At 58.9% G+C, this 20,599-nt stretch carries 22 protein-coding genes and 1 tRNA gene; 16 read left to right on the forward strand and 7 right to left on the reverse strand.

Annotation, left to right across the window (positions count from 1 at the left end; genetic code table 11):
• The first annotated feature begins 541 nt into the window (after positions 1–541).
• The 4 genes from LVY75_17900 to tig all read left to right on the forward strand — a co-directional run bounded on the left by LVY75_17900 (position 542) and on the right by tig (position 4,167).
• Positions 542–1,660, forward strand: coding sequence for a DUF2157 domain-containing protein (locus tag LVY75_17900; protein ID XAZ25046.1), 1,119 nt, complete (start codon positions 542–544; stop codon positions 1,658–1,660).
• Positions 1,657–2,247, forward strand: a complete 591-nt coding sequence (locus LVY75_17905) for a GDYXXLXY domain-containing protein (protein XAZ25047.1) — start codon at positions 1,657–1,659, stop codon at positions 2,245–2,247. Before LVY75_17900 ends, LVY75_17905 begins: the two co-directional genes overlap by 4 nt.
• 154 nt (positions 2,248–2,401) lie before the next feature.
• Positions 2,402–2,486, forward strand: a tRNA-Leu gene (locus LVY75_17910).
• Positions 2,487–2,673: 187 nt separating this feature from the next.
• A complete protein-coding gene (gene tig, locus LVY75_17915; GenBank protein XAZ25048.1) occupies positions 2,674–4,167 on the forward strand; it encodes a trigger factor in 1,494 nt (497 codons plus the stop codon).
• A gap of 562 nt (positions 4,168–4,729) precedes the next feature.
• Here tig and LVY75_17920 read toward each other — a convergent pair.
• The 5 genes from LVY75_17920 to map form a co-directional block, all read right to left on the reverse strand.
• On the reverse strand, positions 4,730–6,511 hold the full coding sequence (locus LVY75_17920) for a radical SAM protein (protein ID XAZ25049.1): 1,782 nt from the start codon (positions 6,509–6,511) through the stop codon (positions 4,730–4,732).
• A gap of 310 nt (positions 6,512–6,821) precedes the next feature.
• Entirely contained in the window at positions 6,822–8,228 is a 1,407-nt protein-coding gene (sthA, locus tag LVY75_17925) for a Si-specific NAD(P)(+) transhydrogenase (GenBank protein XAZ25050.1), read from the reverse strand.
• Positions 8,229–8,327: 99 nt separating this feature from the next.
• A complete protein-coding gene (locus LVY75_17930) occupies positions 8,328–8,918 on the reverse strand; it encodes a dual specificity protein phosphatase family protein (protein XAZ25051.1) in 591 nt (196 codons plus the stop codon).
• A 71-nt stretch (positions 8,919–8,989) separates the two neighbouring features.
• On the reverse strand, positions 8,990–9,805 hold the full coding sequence (radC, locus tag LVY75_17935) for a DNA repair protein RadC (GenBank protein ID XAZ25052.1): 816 nt from the start codon (positions 9,803–9,805) through the stop codon (positions 8,990–8,992).
• Between the two features lie 8 nt (positions 9,806–9,813).
• Positions 9,814–10,650, reverse strand: coding sequence for a type I methionyl aminopeptidase (gene map, locus LVY75_17940; protein ID XAZ25053.1), 837 nt, complete (start codon positions 10,648–10,650; stop codon positions 9,814–9,816).
• Between the two features lie 246 nt (positions 10,651–10,896).
• Here map and LVY75_17945 point away from each other — a divergent pair, with 246 nt between their 5' ends.
• The 3 genes from LVY75_17945 (at position 10,897) to LVY75_17955 (ending at position 12,176) form a co-directional block, all read left to right on the forward strand.
• Complete coding sequence (locus tag LVY75_17945) at positions 10,897–11,556, forward strand: TetR/AcrR family transcriptional regulator (GenBank protein XAZ25054.1); 660 nt, start codon at positions 10,897–10,899, stop codon at positions 11,554–11,556.
• A gap of 120 nt (positions 11,557–11,676) precedes the next feature.
• The gene (locus LVY75_17950; GenBank protein XAZ25055.1) at positions 11,677–11,850 is read left to right on the forward strand and encodes a hypothetical protein; all 174 of its coding nucleotides are present in this window, start codon (positions 11,677–11,679) and stop codon (positions 11,848–11,850) included.
• Positions 11,847–12,176 carry a DUF6105 family protein gene (locus LVY75_17955; protein ID XAZ25056.1) on the forward strand — a complete coding sequence of 110 codons (330 nt, stop codon included), beginning with the start codon at positions 11,847–11,849 and terminating at the stop codon, positions 12,174–12,176. The genes LVY75_17950 and LVY75_17955 overlap by 4 nt, the downstream gene beginning before the upstream one ends.
• Here the strand turns inward: LVY75_17955 and ruvX are convergent.
• Complete coding sequence (ruvX, locus tag LVY75_17960; protein ID XAZ25749.1) at positions 12,116–12,607, reverse strand: Holliday junction resolvase RuvX; 492 nt, start codon at positions 12,605–12,607, stop codon at positions 12,116–12,118. The two genes, LVY75_17955 and ruvX, sit on opposite strands and share 61 nt — an antisense overlap.
• A 178-nt stretch (positions 12,608–12,785) precedes the next feature.
• Between ruvX and LVY75_17965 the strand changes: the two genes are divergently transcribed.
• The 4 genes from LVY75_17965 (at position 12,786) to LVY75_17980 (ending at position 16,031) form a co-directional block, all read left to right on the forward strand.
• Positions 12,786–13,490, forward strand: coding sequence for a metal-dependent hydrolase (locus LVY75_17965; GenBank protein ID XAZ25057.1), 705 nt, complete (start codon positions 12,786–12,788; stop codon positions 13,488–13,490).
• A gap of 125 nt (positions 13,491–13,615) precedes the next feature.
• A complete protein-coding gene (gatC, locus tag LVY75_17970; GenBank protein XAZ25058.1) occupies positions 13,616–13,903 on the forward strand; it encodes an Asp-tRNA(Asn)/Glu-tRNA(Gln) amidotransferase subunit GatC in 288 nt (95 codons plus the stop codon).
• Between the two features lie 60 nt (positions 13,904–13,963).
• On the forward strand, positions 13,964–15,445 hold the full coding sequence (gatA, locus tag LVY75_17975; protein ID XAZ25059.1) for an Asp-tRNA(Asn)/Glu-tRNA(Gln) amidotransferase subunit GatA: 1,482 nt from the start codon (positions 13,964–13,966) through the stop codon (positions 15,443–15,445).
• A 310-nt stretch (positions 15,446–15,755) separates the two neighbouring features.
• On the forward strand, positions 15,756–16,031 hold the full coding sequence (locus LVY75_17980; GenBank protein ID XAZ25060.1) for a hypothetical protein: 276 nt from the start codon (positions 15,756–15,758) through the stop codon (positions 16,029–16,031).
• A gap of 52 nt (positions 16,032–16,083) precedes the next feature.
• Here the strand turns inward: LVY75_17980 and LVY75_17985 are convergent, their stop codons facing one another.
• Positions 16,084–16,341: a YjhX family toxin gene (locus LVY75_17985; GenBank protein XAZ25061.1), complete on the reverse strand. Its 258-nt coding sequence runs from the start codon at positions 16,339–16,341 to the stop codon at positions 16,084–16,086.
• A 416-nt stretch (positions 16,342–16,757) separates the two neighbouring features.
• On the opposite strand from LVY75_17985, the gene LVY75_17990 reads away from it, so the two are divergent.
• From LVY75_17990 to LVY75_18010, 5 genes are all read left to right on the forward strand, one after another.
• Complete coding sequence (locus LVY75_17990; GenBank protein XAZ25062.1) at positions 16,758–17,267, forward strand: GNAT family N-acetyltransferase; 510 nt, start codon at positions 16,758–16,760, stop codon at positions 17,265–17,267.
• 88 nt (positions 17,268–17,355) lie between these two features.
• Positions 17,356–18,861 carry an Asp-tRNA(Asn)/Glu-tRNA(Gln) amidotransferase subunit GatB gene (gene gatB / locus LVY75_17995; GenBank protein XAZ25063.1) on the forward strand — a complete coding sequence of 502 codons (1,506 nt, stop codon included), beginning with the start codon at positions 17,356–17,358 and terminating at the stop codon, positions 18,859–18,861.
• Positions 18,862–19,027: 166 nt separating this feature from the next.
• Positions 19,028–19,534 (forward strand): GNAT family N-acetyltransferase, encoded by a 507-nt coding sequence (locus tag LVY75_18000; GenBank protein ID XAZ25064.1) that lies wholly within the window; start codon positions 19,028–19,030, stop codon positions 19,532–19,534.
• Positions 19,534–20,001 (forward strand): GNAT family N-acetyltransferase, encoded by a 468-nt coding sequence (locus LVY75_18005; protein ID XAZ25065.1) that lies wholly within the window; start codon positions 19,534–19,536, stop codon positions 19,999–20,001. Before LVY75_18000 ends, LVY75_18005 begins: the two co-directional genes overlap by 1 nt.
• Positions 20,002–20,103: 102 nt before the next feature.
• Positions 20,104–20,499 (forward strand): NADH:ubiquinone oxidoreductase subunit NDUFA12, encoded by a 396-nt coding sequence (locus tag LVY75_18010; protein ID XAZ25066.1) that lies wholly within the window; start codon positions 20,104–20,106, stop codon positions 20,497–20,499.
• The last annotated feature ends 100 nt before the right edge of the window (positions 20,500–20,599 follow it).

Consider the following 20,599-nt stretch of genomic DNA (forward strand, 5'->3'; position numbering starts at 1 on the left):
TCAGCGTCGATGTTGCCCGCCCCGCTTTGCCGACCGTGCTTAACGAATGCTTGACGATGATTCTCGTGAAAGCCTGAGAAGTCAGGATGCTAATCGTTTAACCATACGTTAAACAAAACGCCCACCGGGGGAGGATCCGGTGGGCGTCATGATGGTGACTGGCAACTGGGAGGAGGAGTGTTGCCAGTCTATCGCAGGGCGCTGGGAGGAGGAGTGCGCGTCTGCGAATCTCGTCACGGACATATGGTCCGCGGGCATCCGGAAAACCGGGCCGGGGCGCCATCCCCGTGCTTCGATATCAAGTTAAATAGTATGACTTTTGATGATTTTGCAGTGCAATATATTCATGAGGGCTATGCGGTTCATGCATGCCTCTTTGTAGTGGTTGTATATTAGCAATGGTGCGGTTAGTGTTTCGTTAATGCCTGATCCAATTTAGACCAGTGAGGAACTTGTACTTTTGAAATACCGGCATTTCCGTGCGGCGATCCTGCGCTATAAATGCAGAAGCCGAAATTGGCGGGTCGATGCGGGGTAGGGCATGTATCGCGGCAGGTTGGAGCGGGATTTCTCTCTCTGGGTGGAGAAGGGGCTTCTTGAGGAAGGTACGGCCAGGACGCTGCTGGCCGAATACGACGCGCGTCCGGCAAGTTTCAGTCTCGGCCGCGTGCTGATGGGATTGGCGGCCCTACTGCTCGGAGCTGCCCTTTTGCTTCTTGTCGCTTCGAACTGGGAGTACATCCCGCGCCTCGTTCGTGTCGGCCTGATGCTGGCGCTCATCTGGGCGGTGCACATCGGCGCTGCACTCCTTCTTATGCGCGGGGCGCAGGCGACGGCGAGCGGCCTGCTCATTATCGGTGCGCTGAGCTTCGGCGGTGCCATATCGCTCACCGGCCAGATGTATCATCTCTCCGGCGACGAACAGGTGGTCATGTATCTCTGGTTCGCTGTTGCGACCGTTTCAGCCATCCTTTTCCGCTCGGCCGCCGTGACCGTAGTCGCAGGTTTTCTCTCCTGGGCCTCCTTTGCCGTCTACCTCGAGAATTTCGACACGCGCTGGTTCGGCTTCGGTCCTTATGCGCCGCTTGTCATGGCGGCTGTCATCATCGGGCTCGTGCGCTTCACAGGCGCTGCCCGGGCGCGCCATCTCGCCTATCTGCTGGTGGTCGGCTGGCTCGCATGGCTTTATATGATGACGGAGGAAATATCCGTGGCGATCGTCTTCGCCGTTCTCGGCATGCTGGCCTTCTTGCTGACTGCCTTGCCCGTCCGCCCGATTTCCTCGCTCGTCAGAACCGCGGGTGCAGCCCCGGCCTTCTATAGTTTCCTCGTCGCCCTCATGGGATTGCTCCTGCTCCATATCGAAATGGATGAAGGCGGACGTATGGTGGTGATTGGCCTGCTGACGCTGGCTGCCGCCATTGTGGCGCTCGTGCTGCATGGCCGGGATAATGGAGCGGTGCGCTATCTGGCCTATGGCGCTTTCGCCGCCGAGATGCTGTACCTCGCCTCGGTAACGGTTGGGACGATCTTGGGCACGTCGAGCCTCTTCCTTTTCTCGGGCCTGGTGGTCGCTGCCGTGGCCTGGGTCGTCATCCGCCTGGAAAGGCGCTTCGCGTCTGGGCCAGGATCCGTCGAGGCAGGGGAGGAACGCGCATGAGCTTCGCCTTCGCACGACTGCAAACCGGCCGCTTCTATCTTGTTGCCGCAATCCTCGTCGCCGGCCTGCAGACGCTGATCCTCGGCTACATTATCCAGAGCCGTGCCTCTATCCTCGCAAGCGGTACCGAAGTCTTGCTGAAGACGGCTCCGGTTGATCCGCGCGATTTCCTGCGCGGCGACTACGTCGTGCTGAACTACGACATATCGTCGGTCCCTGTCTCGACAGTCACCGGCGGCATTCCGGCGGAAGCCGGCGAGCAGACCCTGTGGGTGCGCCTCAGACGCCAGCCCGATGGATTCTGGGGCATTGTCGAATCGTCATTCGCCAAATTGCCGGCGGCATCGGATACAGTCGTCCTGCGCAGCCTGCCTTTCTATAGCTATGGTCCCGGTAGCGGCGAAACCATCCGCGTCGAATACGGGATAGAGCGCTATTACGTGCCGGAAGGCGAAGGCAAGCCGCTGGAGGAGGCCCGCAACGAGGGCGTCGTTTCGATCGCCGCCAGCGTTTCCTCCTCCGGTGCAGCGCAGATCCGTAGCCTCGTCGTGGACGGCAAGCCGGCCTATGAAGAGCCTCTCTATTGAGAGCCGGCATGGATGGCGGGAACGATGTGATTTTGGCCGAAAATCCCTGTCATTTGCCGTTCATTTTTCCTTTGCCTGTTCTAAATCGGGTGTTATAGAGACGCCGCGCTCCGGAAGGCCTCATGCGCAGGCATATGCATGCGGTTTTGCGAACGCGGGTATGGTGAAATTGGTAGACACGCCAGATTTAGGTTCTGGTGCCGCAAGGCGTGGGAGTTCAAGTCTCTCTACCCGCACCAAGCTGCCTTGCAGGGCGGGAGGACTGGAACTCGGTTGTCCCGGATACCCGGAAAGCGAGTGCAGTTCCGCTTAAGGCGGAACGAACAGGAATTGAGAAAAAGCCACGCGCGGCAGTTGGCCGGCGTCGTGCTCACCGAAACGAACGGCGTCTGGGCACGGCCGCCACGGAAATGAAGGTAGGAAGACATGCAGGTTACCGAAACGCTCGCTGAAGGGCTGAAGCGCGAAATCAAGGTCGTTATCCCGGCCAAGGACATGGAAAACAAGCTGAACGAGCGCCTTGCCGACGTGAAGGACAAGGTTCGCATCAACGGCTTCCGTCCGGGCAAGGTTCCGGCCGCTCACCTCAAGAAGGTTTATGGCAAGTCCATCATGGTCGACCTCGTCAACGAGATCGTCCGCGACCAGCCGACGCAGATCCTGTCGAGCCGTGGTGAAAAGTCGGCGACCCAGCCGGAAATCGATATGACGGAAGACCAGGCCGAGGTCGAAAAGATCCTCGCTGCCCAGCAGGATTTTGAGTTCACGCTCTCCTACGAAGTTCTCCCGCCGATCGAACTGAAGTCCAACAAGGGCATCAAGGTCACGCGCGAAGTCGTTGACATCTCCGACGACGAAGTCAACGAGCAGGTTCTCAAGGTCGCTGAAAGCGCCCGCGACTATGCCGAAAAGAAGGGCAAGGCCGCCAACGGCGACCGCGTCAAGATGGACTATGTCGGCAAGGTCGACGGCGTTGCCTTCGACGGCGGCACCGATCAGGACGCTGAACTGGTTCTCGGTTCCGGCCGTTTCATCCCGGGCTTCGAAGACCAGCTCGTCGGCGCCAAGGCTGGCGATGAGAAGACCATCAACGTAACCTTCCCGGCCGACTATCCGGCCAAGAACCTCGCTGGCGCGGAAGCCACCTTCGACGTCACCGTCAAGGAAGTTGCTGCTCCGGCCGACGTTGAAATCAACGACGAACTTGCCAAGAAGCTCGGTCTCGAATCGGCTGACCGTCTCAAGGAAATCGTCCGCGGCCAGATCGAATCCCAGTACGGTTCGCTGACGCGCCAGAAGCTGAAGCGCCAGATCCTCGACCAGCTTGACGAACTCTACAAGTTCGAAACTCCGTCCAAGCTCGTCGAAGCCGAATATAACGGCATCTGGAACCAGGTCAGCAATGACCTCGCCCAGTCCGGCAAGACCTTCGAAGACGAAGACACGACCGAAGAGAAGGCTCGCGAAGAGTACCAGAAGCTCGCCGAGCGCCGCGTTCGCCTCGGTCTTGTTCTCTCCGAAATCGGCGAAAAGGCCGGCGTCGAAGTCAGCGAAGACGAAATGCAGCGCGCGGTCTACGAACAGCTGCGCCAGTATCCGGGCCAGGAAAAGCAGATCCTTGAGTTCTTCCGCAGCCAGCCGGGTGCCGCCGCCTCGATCCGCGCTCCGATCTTCGAAGAAAAGGTCATCGACCACCTGCTGACCGAAATCGACGTCACCGACAAGAAGGTGACCAAGGAAGAACTGCTCGCCGACGAAGAAGGCGAAGCTTCTGAAAAGGCTGACACCAAGAAGGCTGCGCCGAAGAAGAAGGCTGCCGCCAAGACGGAAGCTGCTGCAGACGCTGCTGAAGGCGAAGAAGCTGCTCCGAAGAAGAAGGCTGCTCCGAAGAAGAAGGCTTCCGAGGACAGCGCCGAATAATCGGTTTTTCCGGACTGAAATTCGAAAGGCCCCGCCGACGTGCGGGGCCTTTTCTTTTTGATCGTGTCAAGATCGTCGAATTCCTGGATATTCTGCAAATGGCCGAGGTTGGCCAGATCATTCAAATTGCTTAAGCCAGAATAAAGGTCGGATTCTTACGGCTTCGGCTTGTTTGGCAACGAGTGATAGCCAATTCAGTTTCGGTTCGGCAGGCGGCGCGTGACCGCATCTGAATACGCAGCGCTGTCAATATCGCCGGCCGCCGCACTCCGCGAGTCTATGGGCGACGAGATGCTGGGACGAACAACAGCGCGCCTTTGCTTTGCCGATTGGATGATATAGAGGCTGAGGCAGGACGCGACCGCCATTAACTTAAGAATGGGGTCGGGCGGCAGATTGACGTCACGTCGCTGCCACGAGATCACGTGGCCGTTCTCTCTCGATCGCTCAATCGTAGCTAGTACCACGCCGGCCCGAAAATCGGAGTCGATTCTCGGGAAGCTCAATGGTTGGTTCAACGAGTTAAAGCGCCCCTGGTGCGTCCGGATGGACGCACGGTACTCTAGACAGCCTTGCGTGAGTGGGTCAGTTCCGCGACCTTCTTGATATGGCTGACGGCAGCGGTGCCACCAGCCGTCTTTGTGAAGAGGTCGAGAACATCTTCGTCATCATCGGCAACGGGTGTCAGAGCCTTGTCCATGTAGCTTTTGGCAGCGACATCGCGGGCGATAAAGAAAGCCGAAATGCTAAGCTTGATGATCGTGCCGGCAAGTGAGAGATGCTTGCGGGCGGTGTCGAAGGCAAAGCGCGGCCAGAACAGCAGGGGATGCTCGCGCTTCAGGCCGGGGCGACGTTCTGAAGGATGCTTCAGGCGAACAAGGCCGCTCTGCAGCGGATGAACGTTCTCAAGTGGCACGGTGGTCGCAAACGAGACCAGCACCTTGACGAGGCTGCTGAGCTTGATGCCGGTTGCCGCGCCGCGCCGCAGCAGGGTCTTCATATGCTCAGGCGAGTAGTAGAGCGACCAGGCCTCCTGATAGATATCTTCCCACTCCTTCTTGCTCATCTTCGGATGAGCCGTGCAGACATGCTCGACATCGTAGATATTGAGATCGGCGTCCATCTCGACGCCCTTCTTCCAGAGAACCTGATGGTCCTCGGAGCCGGGCAGTGGTGTCAGAACGAAGAATTCGATGACGTCGAGCGGCAGCTCTTCCTGAATGATCTTGATATCGCGGCGGATCGATTCCGGCGTGTCTGCCGGGAAGCCCAGAATATAGCCGGCAAGCGTCATGATGCCCTGTGCCTTCCAGGCCAGCAGCATCTTGCGATATTCGGTGATCTTGTTCTGGTTCTTCTTGGCGGCGGTCAGATTATCAGGATTGACGTTTTCCAGGCCGATGAAGACACGGGTGACGCCGGCGCGTTTCGACTTTTCGATGAAGTTCGGGATCTTGTGGCAGAGCGTGTCCACCTGGATCATCAGGCCGAGCGGAATGCCATCCTTTTCCCTGAGTTCGATCAGGCGGTCGAAGATCGCTTCCCAATCCTTGTTGCGGGCGAAGTTGTCGTCGGTGATGAAGAACTTATGGATGCCCTGCGCCCAGTTCATCCGCACCAGCCGTTCGACATCGTCAGCGGATCGAAAACGCGACTTGCGGCCCTGCACGTTGATAATCGTGCAGAAGGAACATTGATAGGGGCAGCCGCGGCCGGCATCGAAACTGGTGCTGAGGCCGAGCGTGCGCTGGATATTGTCCTTCGGCAGGAAGGGCACCGGCGTGCCGCCGATGCCGGGAAGGTCGTTCATGAAATTGTAGAGCGGCTTCAGTTCGCCGGCTACTGCATCGCGCAGCACCATCTCCAGCCGCCCCTCGGCCTCGCCGGCAAACATGGAAATACCCATCTTGCGGCATTCCTCGAGGCCGATCGCGTCGCCGTCGAGCATCGACAGGCATCCCGAGATGTGAAAGCCACCCATCGAAACCGGCAATCCGGCATCGCGGAAGGGGCGGGCGATGTCGAGTGCGCGGGGGTACTGATTGGATTGGACGCCGATCAGCGCGATCATTCCGAAATTGTCGTTGCGTTTGAACTGCGCCAGGATCGCTGCGAAGTCGATGCGCGTATTGGTCTCGTCGATGACGGTAATGTCGATTGCCGTATCGGCGCCCAATATTTGCCGCTCGGCACAGTCAGCGGCGATCCCGTAAATGGCCGCCAGCGAATTGGAGGGAATCATCGCCCGCCACCAGCGGATCACGTAGCCGTCGTCATCATAGTGCGACGGCTTTATCAGGATAAGTTGAAACCGCCTGCGAGCAGTCTCTGAAATGTGGGCCAAAATATTATCTTTCGTTTTTGGCTGCGGACCGGTCCTTGGTGGCGTCGCAGGCTAGTCTAAGACATGGATTTCATGCTGTCGAAAGGCGCGCACCATACTTGGGAAGGCAACAGACAAAACGCAATAGAACGCCCCCCGGTGCGAACAGCTCGAACTTTACCAATATCTTTTGACATAGGATATAGGCAGTTTGCAGGCCTCATATCAGACTACCACAGGATGTGCACATGTTAGCGTCATCGAGAAAAGGCCTGCAGATGCGGGGATGTCACACCTCGATGCTAACGTGGTTGGTCTCCGCTTTGCGTTCTCAAAGTTCGGATTTTATATCGCCCATCCGGTTCCAGGCATCGAGACCGGCGATCTTGTAGGCTTCGGCAAGCGTCGGATAGTTGAACGTATTTTCGACGAAATATTCGACTGTGCCCTTCAAGTTCAGCACAGCCTGGCCGATATGCACCAGTTCTGTCGCACCTTCGCCCACGATGTGCACGCCAAGCAGGCGACGCGTCTTCAGCGAGAAGATCAGCTTCAGCAGGCCGGTCTCAAGGCCCATGATATGGCCGCGTGATGTCTCGCGGAAACGGGCGATGCCGCATTCATAGGGAATGCCGCGTTCTTTCATCTCCTCTTCCGTCAGGCCGCAGGTCGAAATTTCCGGTACGGCATAGATGCCGTAGGGGAAATACTTCTGCGGCTCCTTGGCGACGGCACCGATGGCGACGCGTGCTGCGATGCGGCCCTGTTCCATCGACGTCGAGGCAAGGCTCGGGAAGCCGACGACGTCGCCGGCGGCATAGATGTTAGGCACGGATGTCTGGAAAGTCTCGGGATTGACCTTCAGGCGTCCGCGGCTGTCGGCTTCGAGGCCGATGGCCTCCAGGTTGAGTGTATCGGTGGCGCCCATGCGCCCGGCGGCGAAAAGCACCATGTCGGTCACGAGATGCCGGCCGCTGTCGAGTGTCAGCTGCACCTTGCCTGTCTCAAGCCGCTCGACCTTCTCGGCCTTCGTGCCGAGCAGCAGCTTCATATTGCGGTCGCGCAGCTGATAGGTGAAATCCTCAATAATTTCCTTGTCGATGAAGTCGAGCATGGTCGATTTTGGATCGATGACGGTAACGGCCGTATCCAGCGCCGAAAAGATCGTTGCATATTCGATACCAATGACGCCGGCGCCGATGACGACCATGCTGCGTGGCAGTTCCTCGATATCAAGCAGCTCGTCGCTATCGAGCACGGTCTTGTTGTCGAAGGGCATGTAATCAGGCCGAAACGGCTTGGTGCCGACGGCAAGCAGGATGCTGGCGCCAGTCACCGTCATTGTGTCGCCGTCGTCCTTGACGATCTGCAGAGTATTGGCATCGACGAAGCTTGCCTTGCCGCGAATGTGCTGCACGCGGTTGCGGGCGAACTGATGTTCGAGCACTTCGACTTCATGGTCGAGCGTGATCAGCAGGCGTCGGCGCAGGTCTTCAGCGCTGATCTCCTGCTTGACGCGGTAGCTGCGGCCGTAAAAGCCGCGCTCGCGCCAGCCGGAAAGATTGAGTGCGGTTTCGCGCAGCGTCTTCGAAGGGATCGTACCGGTGTGGACCGAGACGCCACCGACGCGTTTTCCCGCCTCGATGACCAGCACTTTCTTGCCGAGTTTTGCAGCCTGGATTGCGCCGCGGCGTCCTGCCGGGCCGCTGCCCACTACCACGAGATCGTACTGGAACATCCTTTAGCCCCGAACTGGAATTGGAATCATATTGCGACGCGAAATGTCGCGCGTTCATCGGTAGCCGGTCAATGTTACAGTTTCTATTTCCGGTACAGTTTAGGAGTTCAGAAAGCCGAACATCGGCTCAAGCCGCTCGAATGTGCGATCCATTGCATAGGCGCCGATGAAGAAAAGCGACAGATGGCCGTAGGTCAGCGAGATCTGCGACTCCGCCGCCATCTCTCCTTCCTTGGCAACGCCGGCGACATAGATCGCCGAAGCCAGCCCCGTACGGTCAGCGCCGGCCTTGCAGTGGATGAGCAACGGTTTGGGTGCAGCGGCCATGATCGCCATCAGCTGGCGCCCTTCCTCGACGGAGAGTTCCTTTGTCGCCGACATACGGAAATCGATATGCTGGACATTGAGTCCCTTTGCCGCGGCGATCTCGTTGTCGTACCAGGCCTCGCCGCTGCTGTCGCCGCGCAGGTTCAGTACGGATTTGATGCCGTATTCCTTGACGAGTTCGCCAAGCTTCGCGGGGGAGGGCTGTGCGGACCTGTATACCTGGCCATCGACGACCGCATGCACATTCGTCGAAAGCTGCAGGTAACCGAGATAGAGACCGGTTACGACAAGCAGCAAAAGTGTCAGCCGTATCAGCGATCGAAGGCTTGGCGGCGCGTACAAGCGACCAGGAGAAACGCCCATAATTCCCATCCTGTTTCAGTCGTTCAGCTTGGAGAACGCCAAGATGGCTTTTTCATGCCTTGGTCGCAGTCTTATATCAGGCGCAGCCCTTTGAGGCTTGCTTGTCCATCTTTGCCGATGATGATGTGATCGTGGATGGCGATGCCGAGCGGCTTCGCAGCATCGATGATCATCTTCGTCATGTCGATATCGGCGCGTGATGGTGTGGGGTCGCCCGAGGGGTGGTTGTGCACGAGAATGAGCGCCGTTGCGGAAAGCTCCAGCGCCCGCCTCACGACCTCGCGTGGATAGACGGGTGTGTGATCCACGGTTCCGCGCCCCTGCACCTCGTCGGCGATCAGCGCATTGCGCTTGTCGAGGAACAGGATGCGGAACTGCTCGCGCGTTTCATGCGCCATAGCTGCGTGACAGTACTGTATGACTGACGACCATGAGGAAAGCACCTGCTTGCCCCTAAGCTCGCTCTTCAGGGCGCGATGGCCGATGCTGGATATCAGCTTCAGATCCAGTGCCACTGCCTCTCCGACGCCTTTGACCTCCTGCAGCAGTGCGGCCGGTGCGCCGAACACGCCGGCAAGCGATCCGAAGCGGTCGATCAACGCTTTGGCAATGGGTTTCGTGTCGCGGCGCGGTATGAGTCGGAAAAGCAGGAGTTCGAGGATTTCGTAATCGACGAGCGCCGTATCGCCGTGCTCGCGAAAACGGCTGCGCAGCCTTTCGCGATGGCCGTGATAATGTTCTTCCTTGACGGGCAGGGCGGACTTTTTGGTAGAAGCGGCCCCCTTTGCCGGCTGTCCGAAAAACGCTCGTTCATCAGTGACGATGTCCTCGTCCGTATCGAAAGGCAGTTCGTCGTCGCCAGACTGCGGAGCAGGCCCCTTCGCCATGGACAATGTCACCCGTTCAATGGCGGCAGGCCCGGCCGGTCGAGGCCGGCGGGCGAAAGCGTGAAGATTTCGCAGCCATTGGCGGTGACGCCGACCGTATGTTCGTATTGCGCCGACAGCGAGCGATCGCGCGTCACCGCCGTCCAACCGTCGGCCAGCACCTTCACATGCGGGCGTCCGAGATTGATCATCGGTTCGATGGTGAAGATCATGCCCTCGCGCAGTTCCGGCCCTTCATTGGCGCGGCCATAATGCAGGATGTTTGGCGAATCGTGGAAGAGGCGGCCGACACCATGGCCGCAGAAGTCGCGCACCACCGAACAGCGCTCGGCTTCCGCATAGGTCTGGATCGCTTCGCCGATCGCGCCGGTGCGCGCGCCGGGATGGACGGCAGCGATGCCGCGCATCAAGGACTCATAGGTCACTTCCAGCAGCCGTTCCGCCGCACGCTTTACCTGGCCGACCGGATACATCCGGCTCGAATCCCCGTGCCAGCCGTCCACAACGAAGGTCACGTCGATATTGACGACATCGCCTTCGCGCAGCGGCTTGTCGTCGGGTATGCCGTGACAGACGACGTGGTTGATCGAGGTACACGTCGATTTCGTATAGCCGCGATAGTTCAACGTCGCCGGATAGGCGCCGTTATCCATGCCGAATTCGAAAACGAAGCGGTCGATTTCATTGGTGGCAAGACCCGGCTTGACGACATCGGCAAGCGCATCGAGGCAGCGTGCGGTCAACTGGCACGCGTTGCGCATTCCCTCGAATGCTTCAGGGCCGTAAAGCCTGATGGCGCCGGTATTTTTCGGCGGCGCGGTTGCGGCTTCGATATAATTCACCATTGCAAGGCCTTAGCAGAAATTGTCGTCTCTTTTCATAATGCAGCTATGCCGGGTTCGTCCATCGCGATCAACCGCATGGGCAAGATTTCTCGGCGTGTTATGTCGGGTGAAAAATGCCGCCGGGCCGCCCACCAGCGTCAACAGGGCTGCGGATCATCAATATCCACAGTCTTCTCAATTAGATAGGATTGTAGACGGAAAATTCCACTGTTACTCACCGATTGGTGACAGACCGGGGTTGACCGAATGCTGAATGAAACTGCCGTGGCCGTGCTCGAAAAGACGGGTGCCGCTGAACCTGAAAAGCGCATCCGCGACAGAAGCGCCACCGAGCGCGCTATCTTGAAAGCCGCAAAGAATCTGCTGGCCGAAGAGGGCTTCCAGAATTTCGGCATCAATGCCGTCGCCCGCCGCGCCGGCTGCGACAAGCAGCTCATCTACCGCTACTATGGCGGTCTCGACGGTCTTGTCGAGGCGATCGGCGCCGATCTCGGCAATTGGGTCAAGGACCGCATTCCCGAAGATACCGGCGGCATGTTCCTTTTGACCTATGGCGACCTGATGGAGCGGCTGTCGCTGCTCTTCCTGGAAGCGCTGCGTGACGATCCCTTGATGCGCCGTATCGTCGCCTGGGAGGTTTCGGAAAATACCGAGCAGGTGAAGCGCCTTTCCGAAGCGCGTTCGAAAGCGCTGGGGCTCTGGCTCGACCGCATGCGCGGTTCGCTGATGCCGCCCAAGGGCGTCGATACCGCGGCCGTCAATGCCCTGATCTTTGCTTCCATCCAGCACCTCGTGCTTTCGGCCGCTGCCGGCGGCCAGTGCGCGGGCCTGGTGTTGAAGAACGGCAAGGACTGGGAGAAGGCGGCAGGCGCGTTGAAGCGGCTGGTGCGCGGCGTCTACGGCTGAGCTATTCACAGCCTCCGCTCCCGCGTTAACCTTAACATTTGGTTTACGTTGCGTGGTGCTGGTTAACTCGCCAGTGTGGCCCACATTAGAAATGTAACGAATGTGGACCCGAGTTCAGTGATGGGAACCAGAGCAGCCAGAACCGCGTTGCTTGTCGCGGCGATGATGTTTTTCGCCGTACTGGCGCTGGATATCGCCGTGCCCACGCTCGTACTCTGCGTCATGGCGTCGTCGGTCTGGCTCGTGTCTCTTGATATGCCGGTCCTGCGCAAGCACGAAGGAGAGGCCGCATGAAGTGGTTTCTGATCTTCTGGGCCGGTCCGATCGTCTTCCTGGCGGGATGGTACTGGCTTTCCTACTATGATCTGAACTTCGGCATCTTCATGCTGACGCGGCAGGTCCATGACCTGACCTTCCAGATCTACGGCAAGGCGCTCGGCCTGCCGCCGCAGGAAATCCCGCCGCTCGTCGCCCGCGCCATCGCCGTCGACAGCCTCGTCGTTTTTGCCATCATGGGTTTCCGCAAGCGCGGCCAGATCTCCGCCTGGTGGAAGGCGCGTCACGCCTCTGTGTCGTCAGCCGATCTCGCTAGCAAGGAAAGCCTGTCGAGCGCGCCCTGAAGGATGAAGCTTGCGGCGGCCGAATCGATCCGTTCGGCCCGTTTTGCCCGCGAAACATCCATTTCCAGCAAGGCCCGTTCTGCCGCCACCGTCGATAGTCGCTCATCCCAGTAAACGAAGGGTGTGGCGGTCTTCTGCTCCATGTTGCGCACGAAGGCCCGCGTCGCCTGCACGCGCGGCCCCGCTGATCCGTCCATGTTCATCGGCAGGCCGATGACAAAGGCTGTGACCTTTTCCTTTGCAGCAAAACCCAGCAAGACCTCGGCATCGATGGAGAACTTCTCGCGCCTGAGGACGGGACGCGGCGTCGCAAAGCGGCGTCCGAGATCGGACATGGCAAGGCCGATCGTCTTGGTGCCGAGATCGAGGCCGGCGATCGCCTGCCCAGGGGCGAGTATTCCGGCCAGTTCCTCGATCGTCAGCACCGTCATTGCCATGTCATCCTGTCAAGAGAAGTTGAAGTTCCCGCCGCTTTTCTTTGCGGCCATATCGGCTATGTCCTTAGAGCAATTCCAGAAAAAGTGCGAAACGGTTTTCCGAACCGGAACCACGTTAAACCATTCTGGTCCCGGAAATCGCTTTTGTAACATGTGATTAAGGAGACTTTTCATGAAGATCATCTGGCTCGGCCATTCCGCTTTCCGTATCGAGACGAAAGCCGCCAAAATCCTGATCGATCCCTTCCTGAGCTATAATTCGTCCTTCGAGGGCCAGGATATCAAGAATGTGACCAACGGCATTACCCATATCCTGCTGACCCACGGCCACGGCGACCATGTCGGTGATACCGTAGCGATCGCCAAGGAAACGGGCGCCGTCGTTCTCGCCAATGCCGATCTTGCTTCATGGCTCGGGGCCAAGGGCGTTGAAAAGCTCGAAATGGGCAATACCGGTGGCACGGTTTCGCTCGGCAGCTTCACCGCCACCTTCACCAACGCGCTGCATTCTTCGGCCCAGATGACGGAAGACGGCGTTTCCCATTCGCTCGGCAACGCGAACGGCCTCATGCTGCATTTCGACGATGAGCCGAGCCTCCTCCACATGGGCGACACGGACATTTTTTCGGATATGGCGCTGATCAACGAACTGCATCAGCCCGATATCGGTATTGTGCCGATCGGAGATCGCTTCACCATGGGCGGCGCGGTGGCCGCTCTTGCCTGCCAGCGCTACTTCAACTTCAAGACGGCTATTCCCTGCCACTACGGCACCTTCCCGATCATCGACCAGACGCCGGAAAAATTCATCGCCGGCATGGAAGCCTCCAAGACGCAAGTGAAGGCGCCGAAGCCCGGCGAAAGCCTGTCGCTCTGACGCGCTAGCCCTCAAATCCCGCGGTGTTTGAGGGCAGGAATTCTGCATTGCCCAAAAGGCAAACCCGTTGCACAGGACGGACATGGTCTTTATAGCGATAGGAAAATTCCTATCCGGAGAATGCCATGTCCGTTGACCTCGCCACCGTTAAGCGCGTTGCGCGCCTTGCCCGTATTGCCGTCTCGGAAGAAGAGGCAAATCGCATGGTCGGCGAATTGAATGGTATCCTCGGCTTTGTCGAGCAGCTCTCCGAAGTCAATGTCGACGGCGTCGAGGCCATGACATCGGTAACGCCGATGGACATGAAGAAGCGCACGGATGTCGTCAACGACGGCAACAAGGCTGAGGACGTCGTTGCCAATGCGCCGATCACCGACCACAATTTCTTCCTGGTGCCGAAAGTCGTCGAATAAGGCGCTTTATCCGCCTCTTTCCGACCCTGTTGCCATTTTTAGATCTGAAGCGAAAACACGATGAGCGAACTCACCAGCCTGACCATTGCCGAAGCCCGCCGCAAGCTGCGCGCCAAGGAAATCACCGCGACCGAACTTACCGAGGCCTATATCTCGGCGATCGATGCGGCCAATGGCCATCTTAACGCTTACATCAAGGTCACGCCGGATCTCGCCCGTCTTATGGCGAAGAATTCCGACGAGCGGATCGCCGCCGGCAAGGCAGGCGATCTCGAAGGTATCCCGCTCGGCATCAAGGACCTGTTCGCCACCGTCGGTGTGCATACCCAGGCTTGCAGCCACATTCTCGACGGTTTCGAGCCCCGTTATGAATCGACCGTGACCAGGAACCTCTGGGATGACGGTGCGGTCATGCTCGGCAAGCTGAACATGGACGAGTTCGCGATGGGCTCTTCCAACGAAACCTCGCACTATGGCGCGGTCATCAACCCCTGGCGCGCCGCCGGCTCCAATCAGCAGCTCGTTCCGGGCGGCTCTTCCGGTGGTTCGGCTGCAGCCGTTGCCGCCCATCTTTGCGCAGGCGCCACTGCAACCGACACAGGCGGCTCGATCCGTCAGCCGGCTGCCTTCACAGGCACCGTCGGCATCAAGCCGACCTATGGCCGCTGCTCGCGCTGGGGCACGGTTGCCTTCGCGTCCTCGCTCGATCAGGCCGGCCCGATCGCCCGAGACGTGCGCGATGCCGCAATCCTGTTGAAGTCGATGGCGAGCGTCGATGCCAAGGACACGACCTCCGTCGACCTGCCGGTTCCGGATTACGAAGCCGCCATCGGCCAGTCGCTGAAGGGCATGAAGATCGGTATTCCGAACGAATACCGCGTCGACGGCATGCCGGAAGAGATCGAATCCATCTGGCAGCAGGGTATCGCCTGGCTGAAGGATGCCGGTGCCGAGATCGTCAACATCTCTCTGCCGCACACGAAATACGCTCTTCCGGCCTATTATATCGTGGCTCCCGCCGAAGCCTCTTCGAACCTCGCCCGTTATGACGGCGTGCGCTACGGGTTGCGGGTCGACGGCAAGGATATCGTCGATATGTACGAGAAGACGCGCGCTGCCGGCTTCGGCCAGGAAGTCAAGCGCCGCATCATGATCGGCACCTATGTTCTGTCGGCCGGTTACTACGACGCCTATTACCTGCGCGCCCAGAAGGTCCGCACGCTGATCAAGCGCGATTTCGAACTTGCCTTCGATGCCGGCGTCGATGCCATTCTGACGCCCGCAACCCCGTCATCGGCCTTCGGCGTTGCCGACGAGGACCTCGCATCCGATCCGGTCAAGATGTACCTCAACGACATCTTCACGGTGACGGTCAACATGGCCGGTCTGCCGGGCATCGCCGTTCCCGCCGGCCTCGATCACAAGGGCCTGCCGCTCGGCCTGCAGCTCATCGGCAAGGCCTTCGACGAGGAAACCCTCTTCAAGACCGCTCATGTCATCGAGCAGGCCGCAGGCAAGTTCACTGCCGCCAAATGGTGGTGATGGCCCAACGATCCGAAAGAATGCAGACGCCGGCCACAAGATGGTCGGCGTTTCTCTTTTGCCGATGCATTTGAGGATCAGTTGAGTCGGACCGGCGAAGGTCATGGCTGAAAACCCGGTCATGCTGTGTCTGAAGGAGCTTGAAGTCCTGGAAACCATTGCCGGCAAGGTTGGTCACCTAACCGTCCACAACGGTACGGGCGGATTGATGAACGACATCATCAATCTCCGCGATTGAGGAAAAGCAGGCGCCGTCTCGGTTTTTGAGGCGGCGCCTGCTATAGAGGGACGACTCTGCAGGGAGGGCCTCATGCCGAAACAGGATCTTACGCGGTTGATCGAGGCCTTTGATCGCCTCGCTGCCAAAGGCTTCAAAATGGGGCCGGAGTGGGAGGCAGTTCATGAGATCTGCCAGAACCACGAGGGCGAACAGCCCTTCGACTGGGGGCATGCACTTTGTCACCGTGTCGAAGGTGACGACTGGAATGCAGGCTACTGGTATCGCCGTGCCGGCAAGGTGATCGGCGCCGGCACGATCGCCGACGAGTGGACGGCGACGCGCGCAGAGCTTTCGGAAAAGCTTTGAAACCGTCCTGGCCGCGCGAAGACCTCGTCGCGCGGCCCGGCTTTTGTCAGTCCTATCTGTTATCGACCTGTGCCCTGACGAGCTTCAGCCCCCGTTCGGTGATCCGGTATGGCTGACCGGCTGAAGACTTGATTGCCTTCAGCCGCTTCAGTTTGCGGAAAAGCTCCATGCCGAAGCCAGGATAGACCCAGCCGTCGCGGGTGAAGCAACTCACCGTTTCGATCTTTCTGTTGTCATTGCGGGTAATTTCGATGCGGCCGCCTTGGGCCATAAGGTGCAGGATGCGCTGTTCTGTGCGCGAGATGTCCATTGCTGTTGATCCGGAAACGCGCCTTCATGAAGGCGCATGAAAACGATCTGGCGCTCGGGCTTATCCGATACGCCGCGGCTTCGTTTTTCGGGCCCATGCGCGCGAGGCTGTGCTTGCGGGCAGGGCCTTTACCGGGTCTCAGACAGGTTAGACATAAACACCTCTTAGGCAATTCCAGCAAAAGCGTTCAGCGGTTTGCGTCCGGAATTGCGTGTGGAAAGAGATAGGGCATTTCCGTGTTTCGCAGAAAAGCGGAAATACCCTGACGTGCTTTCTATCAATAACCACAATTTGGTCAAGCGAAGGCAACCTGCAGAAAGTGGCGGATAAACCCGGTTTGGCTGTTTATCTCATTGGAGGCACTGGAAAATTGCCCGACTCAATGGTCTACTTCGTACTCTAGCGCGGAGGTGCCATTGATCCACATTCGCAATGCCCGCGAAGGCGAAACGGAACTCTTGAGCGAAATCGGCTTGAGAGCCTGGCAAAGAGCGATGGCATTGATCGGCGAATCGGACGCAATGACGGATGGCGCCCGCAACGCCTTCCGGACTTTCGTGGACAATAACTGGCTCACCATTACGGTCGTCGAGCAGAACGGGCAGGTTGCCGGCTGGGCGGCGCGCGAGGGGCTGGACGAGACCATTTCCGACTTCTGGATCGATCCGAGCTTCAACCGCCAGGGGTTGGGCACGGCACTTCTCGAACATATCGAAGCCGACATTTTCGAGCAGGGCTTCGAGGAGGCGGCGATGCAGACCCATTCGGGAAATACCGAGGCGATCTCCTTCTTCCAGAAGCATGGCTACGCCATCCACTGGCTTTCTGTCGCCTATAATCCGAAGCTCGACCGCGACGTGCCCTCCGTCGGTCTCAGCAAACATCTCGGCCCGCAGGAGCCGGAAGGTTACGGTCCCGGTTTCTAGACCCTTGTCGAGGCACTGAAAGCCTTGCACCGGCAGGCCATTTCCTTTACCTCACCAGATGAAAAGAACAGCCTTTAAAGAGCATCCAATGACCCTTGTCGACGTTCGCACGCCTGATCCGAAACGTTATATCCCCGGCGCCACTGGCGATTGGGAAGTCATCATCGGCATGGAAGTCCATGCTCAGGTGCTCTCCAACTCCAAGCTTTTTTCCGGTGCGTCGACGGAATTCGGCAAGCCGCAGAATTCGAACGTCTCGCTCGTCGATGCCGCCATGCCCGGCATGCTGCCCGTCATCAACGAGGAATGCGTCAAGCAGGCGGTGCGCACCGGTCTTGGCCTGAAGGCTCAGATCAATAAGCGCTCTATCTTCGACCGCAAGAACTACTTTTATCCGGACCTGCCGCAGGGCTACCAGATCTCGCAGTTCAAGGATCCGATTGTCGGCGAGGGCAAGATCGTTATCTCGCTCGGCCCCGATCGTCAGGGCCAGTTCGAGGATATCGAGATCGGCATCGAGCGCCTGCACCTGGAGCAGGATGCCGGCAAGTCGATGCACGACCAGCATCCGACGATGTCTTATGTCGATCTGAACCGTTCCGGCGTGGCGTTGATGGAAATCGTCTCCAAGCCGGACATGCGCACGTCGGATGAGGCCAAGGCCTACATGACGAAGCTGCGCTCGATCGTGCGCTACCTCGGCACCTGCGACGGCAATATGGATGAAGGCTCCATGCGCGCAGACGTCAACGTCTCCGTGCGCCGCCCGGGCGAAGCCTTTGGCACGCGCTGCGAAATCAAGAACGTCAACTCCATCCGCTTCATCGGCCAGGCGATCGAATACGAAGCCCGCCGCCAGATCGGCATCCTGGAAGATGGCGGTTCGATCGATCAGGAAACCCGCCTGTTCGACCCGAACAAGGGCGAGACGCGGTCGATGCGCACCAAGGAAGATGCGCATGACTATCGCTACTTCCCCGATCCGGATCTGCTGCCGCTCGAATTCGACGACGCCTTCGTCCGCGAGCTTGCCCAGCATCTGCCGGAACTGCCCGACGACAAGAAGGAGCGTTTCGTCCGCGAGCTGGGTCTCTCTATCTACGATGCCTCCGTGCTTGTCTCGGAAAAGGCGATTGCCGACTATTTCGAGGCCGTTGCCGAAGGCCGTGACGGCAAGGCGGCCGCCAACTGGGTCATCAACGATCTGCTCGGTGCCCTGAACCGCACCGGCAAGGATATCGAGGAAACGCCGGTCTCTCCGGCACAGCTCGGCGGCATCATCGACCTCATCAAGGCAGAGACCATTTCCGGCAAGATCGCCAAGGATGTTTTCGAAATCATCCTCAACGAAGGTGGCGACCCCGCCGAGATCGTCGAAAGCCGCGGCCTGAAGCAGGTGACGGATACCGGCGCCATCGAGAAGGCTGTCGACGAGATTATCGCCGCCAACCCGGACCAGGTCGCCAAGGTCAAGGCAAAGCCGACGCTTGCCGGCTGGTTCGTCGGTCAGGTCATGAAGTCGACCGGCGGCAAGGCCAATCCGCAGGCCGTTCAGGCCCTCGTCAAGGCCAAGCTTGGTATCGAGGAAGAATAAGCCGAAGGCTGGAGCGTTGTGCGTCCATTCGGACGCACAAAGGACGCTCTAATTCTTTGAAGCTACGCATAGGTCTTCCGAGAATCGTTTCCGATTTTCGGACCGGTGCTGCAGGCTGAACGGTCAGAAGCGGTTTTCGGAAGACCGATGCCGCAAGGAGAAGGTCTTGGTCTATTTTGTCCGAACGGCTGGCGAGCGCGATCTGGAGAAGGTTCGCGCCCTTCTGGTCGAGAGCTTCCATAGTGCCTATGACGCCAGTCACGGCGTCACAAAGGTCGATGAGCTGATCACCAACCTCTTTTCGCCGACCGCGCTGAAGGCGCGGCTGACGAAAAAGAACGCCGAATTCCTCGTGGCCGATGATGGCAGGAATATTGGCGGCATGGGTTACGCAGCGATGTCGTCCGAGATGACGAAAACCGTGATGCTGCACCTTCTCTACGTGAAGCCGGATCTGCAGCGCCAAGGCATCGGCCGCGATATCTTCGCGGAGCTCGAAACCTGCTTCCCGGACGCGGAGATCATGCGGCTGGAGGTCGAGGTTCAGAACCACGAAGCCATCCATTTCTATGCCCGGCTCGGCTTTGTCGAAGCTGGCCGCAACGAGAATACCGGCCCCGGCCAGTCCGGCATTCCCACGCTGGTTTTCGAGAAAGCGCTCGAGTTCCACTGATGGCATCCGGCGAGATTATCATCCGCGAAGCACGTGAAGCCGATCTGCCGGTATTGATCGCCATGTTTGCCGCCGATCCGCTTGGCGGCCATGGTGACACGATTGATCCTGAGGCCTATCCCGATTACGTCCGGGCCTTTGCGACGATTGCGGCATCCTCCACCCAGACGCTTTATGTTGCCGAATGGGACGCTGAAGTCGTCGGCACCTTCCAGACGATGATCACCACCTCGCTTAACGCACGCGGCGCATCTGCCATGATTGTCGAAGCGGTGCAGACGCGCGCCGATTTGCGCGGGCAGGGGATCGGTGCGCGGATGATCGAATTTGCCGTTGCCGAGGCGAAAAGTCGCGGTGTCAGGCTCGTCCAGCTGACATCGAATGCGGTGCGCAAGGATGCCCATCGTTTCTATGAAAGGCTGGGCTTCAAGCCGTCGCATCTCGGTTTCAAGATGGCTCTGAAATGACCGCGTTTTCGGTCGGAATCACTGGACAATTGGGCTTGGCGGCGGCATAAGCGAAAAAGCCTATCTGCTTTCGTCCGCGTCCTGCGGCCACGAGGAAAAGACATGATCAAGTTCCTGCTGCACACCTTCACCTGGTGGAACAATTACACCTTCGGCACGCTGTTTGCCCTTCGTGGCTTCAAGCGGGTTGGTGAAGACGAGTTGGGCAATGTCTATTACGAAGGCGGTCTTTCCTCCTACGGTCTGCCGAAGCGCTGGGTGATCTACAGCGGTTACGCCGAAGCCTCCGCCATTCCTCCGGGCTGGCACGGCTGGATGCATCACCGCACTGATGTTCCTCCGTCCAAGGAAACCTACGTCGCCAAGGAATGGCAGAAACCGCATCGCGCCAACCCGACCGGTTCGCCGCAGGCCTATCGTCCGCCAGGCTCGCTGTCCGTTGCTGGTGAGCGTCCGCGCGTGACGGGTGACTACGACGCCTGGACGCCCGGTAACTGAGATCAAGGCATCCGATGGCGGGTTTCACCCCGCGCTTTGGCCACAATTGACCTTTACCCGCAGGTTGGCCGCAATCGCTGCGGCCATGAACCTGATACGT

Origin of the sequence: Sinorhizobium sp. B11, from assembly GCA_039725955.1 — a bacterium.
GTDB lineage: Bacteria > Pseudomonadota > Alphaproteobacteria > Rhizobiales > Rhizobiaceae > Rhizobium.

Bases quoted from the DNA above. Each gene is read 5' to 3' on its own strand.
- LVY75_17900 (XAZ25046.1), top strand. From the start codon at position 542: ATGTATCGCGGCAGGTTGGAGCGGGATTTCTCTCTCTGGGTGGAGAAG.
- LVY75_17905 (XAZ25047.1), top strand. From the start codon at position 1,657: ATGAGCTTCGCCTTCGCACGACTGCAAACCGGCCGCTTCTATCTTGTT.
- tig (XAZ25048.1), top strand. From the start codon at position 2,674: ATGCAGGTTACCGAAACGCTCGCTGAAGGGCTGAAGCGCGAAATCAAG.
- sthA (XAZ25050.1), bottom strand. From the start codon at position 8,228: ATGTTCCAGTACGATCTCGTGGTAGTGGGCAGCGGCCCGGCAGGACGC.
- LVY75_17930 (XAZ25051.1), bottom strand. From the start codon at position 8,918: ATGGGCGTTTCTCCTGGTCGCTTGTACGCGCCGCCAAGCCTTCGATCG.
- radC (XAZ25052.1), bottom strand. From the start codon at position 9,805: ATGGCGAAGGGGCCTGCTCCGCAGTCTGGCGACGACGAACTGCCTTTC.
- map (XAZ25053.1), bottom strand. From the start codon at position 10,650: ATGGTGAATTATATCGAAGCCGCAACCGCGCCGCCGAAAAATACCGGC.
- LVY75_17945 (XAZ25054.1), top strand. From the start codon at position 10,897: ATGCTGAATGAAACTGCCGTGGCCGTGCTCGAAAAGACGGGTGCCGCT.
- LVY75_17950 (XAZ25055.1), top strand. From the start codon at position 11,677: ATGGGAACCAGAGCAGCCAGAACCGCGTTGCTTGTCGCGGCGATGATG.
- LVY75_17955 (XAZ25056.1), top strand. From the start codon at position 11,847: ATGAAGTGGTTTCTGATCTTCTGGGCCGGTCCGATCGTCTTCCTGGCG.
- ruvX (XAZ25749.1), bottom strand. From the start codon at position 12,607: ATGACGGTGCTGACGATCGAGGAACTGGCCGGAATACTCGCCCCTGGG.
- LVY75_17965 (XAZ25057.1), top strand. From the start codon at position 12,786: ATGAAGATCATCTGGCTCGGCCATTCCGCTTTCCGTATCGAGACGAAA.
- gatC (XAZ25058.1), top strand. From the start codon at position 13,616: ATGTCCGTTGACCTCGCCACCGTTAAGCGCGTTGCGCGCCTTGCCCGT.
- gatA (XAZ25059.1), top strand. From the start codon at position 13,964: ATGAGCGAACTCACCAGCCTGACCATTGCCGAAGCCCGCCGCAAGCTG.
- LVY75_17980 (XAZ25060.1), top strand. From the start codon at position 15,756: ATGCCGAAACAGGATCTTACGCGGTTGATCGAGGCCTTTGATCGCCTC.
- LVY75_17985 (XAZ25061.1), bottom strand. From the start codon at position 16,341: ATGGACATCTCGCGCACAGAACAGCGCATCCTGCACCTTATGGCCCAA.
- gatB (XAZ25063.1), top strand. From the start codon at position 17,356: ATGACCCTTGTCGACGTTCGCACGCCTGATCCGAAACGTTATATCCCC.
- LVY75_18005 (XAZ25065.1), top strand. From the start codon at position 19,534: ATGGCATCCGGCGAGATTATCATCCGCGAAGCACGTGAAGCCGATCTG.
- LVY75_18010 (XAZ25066.1), top strand. From the start codon at position 20,104: ATGATCAAGTTCCTGCTGCACACCTTCACCTGGTGGAACAATTACACC.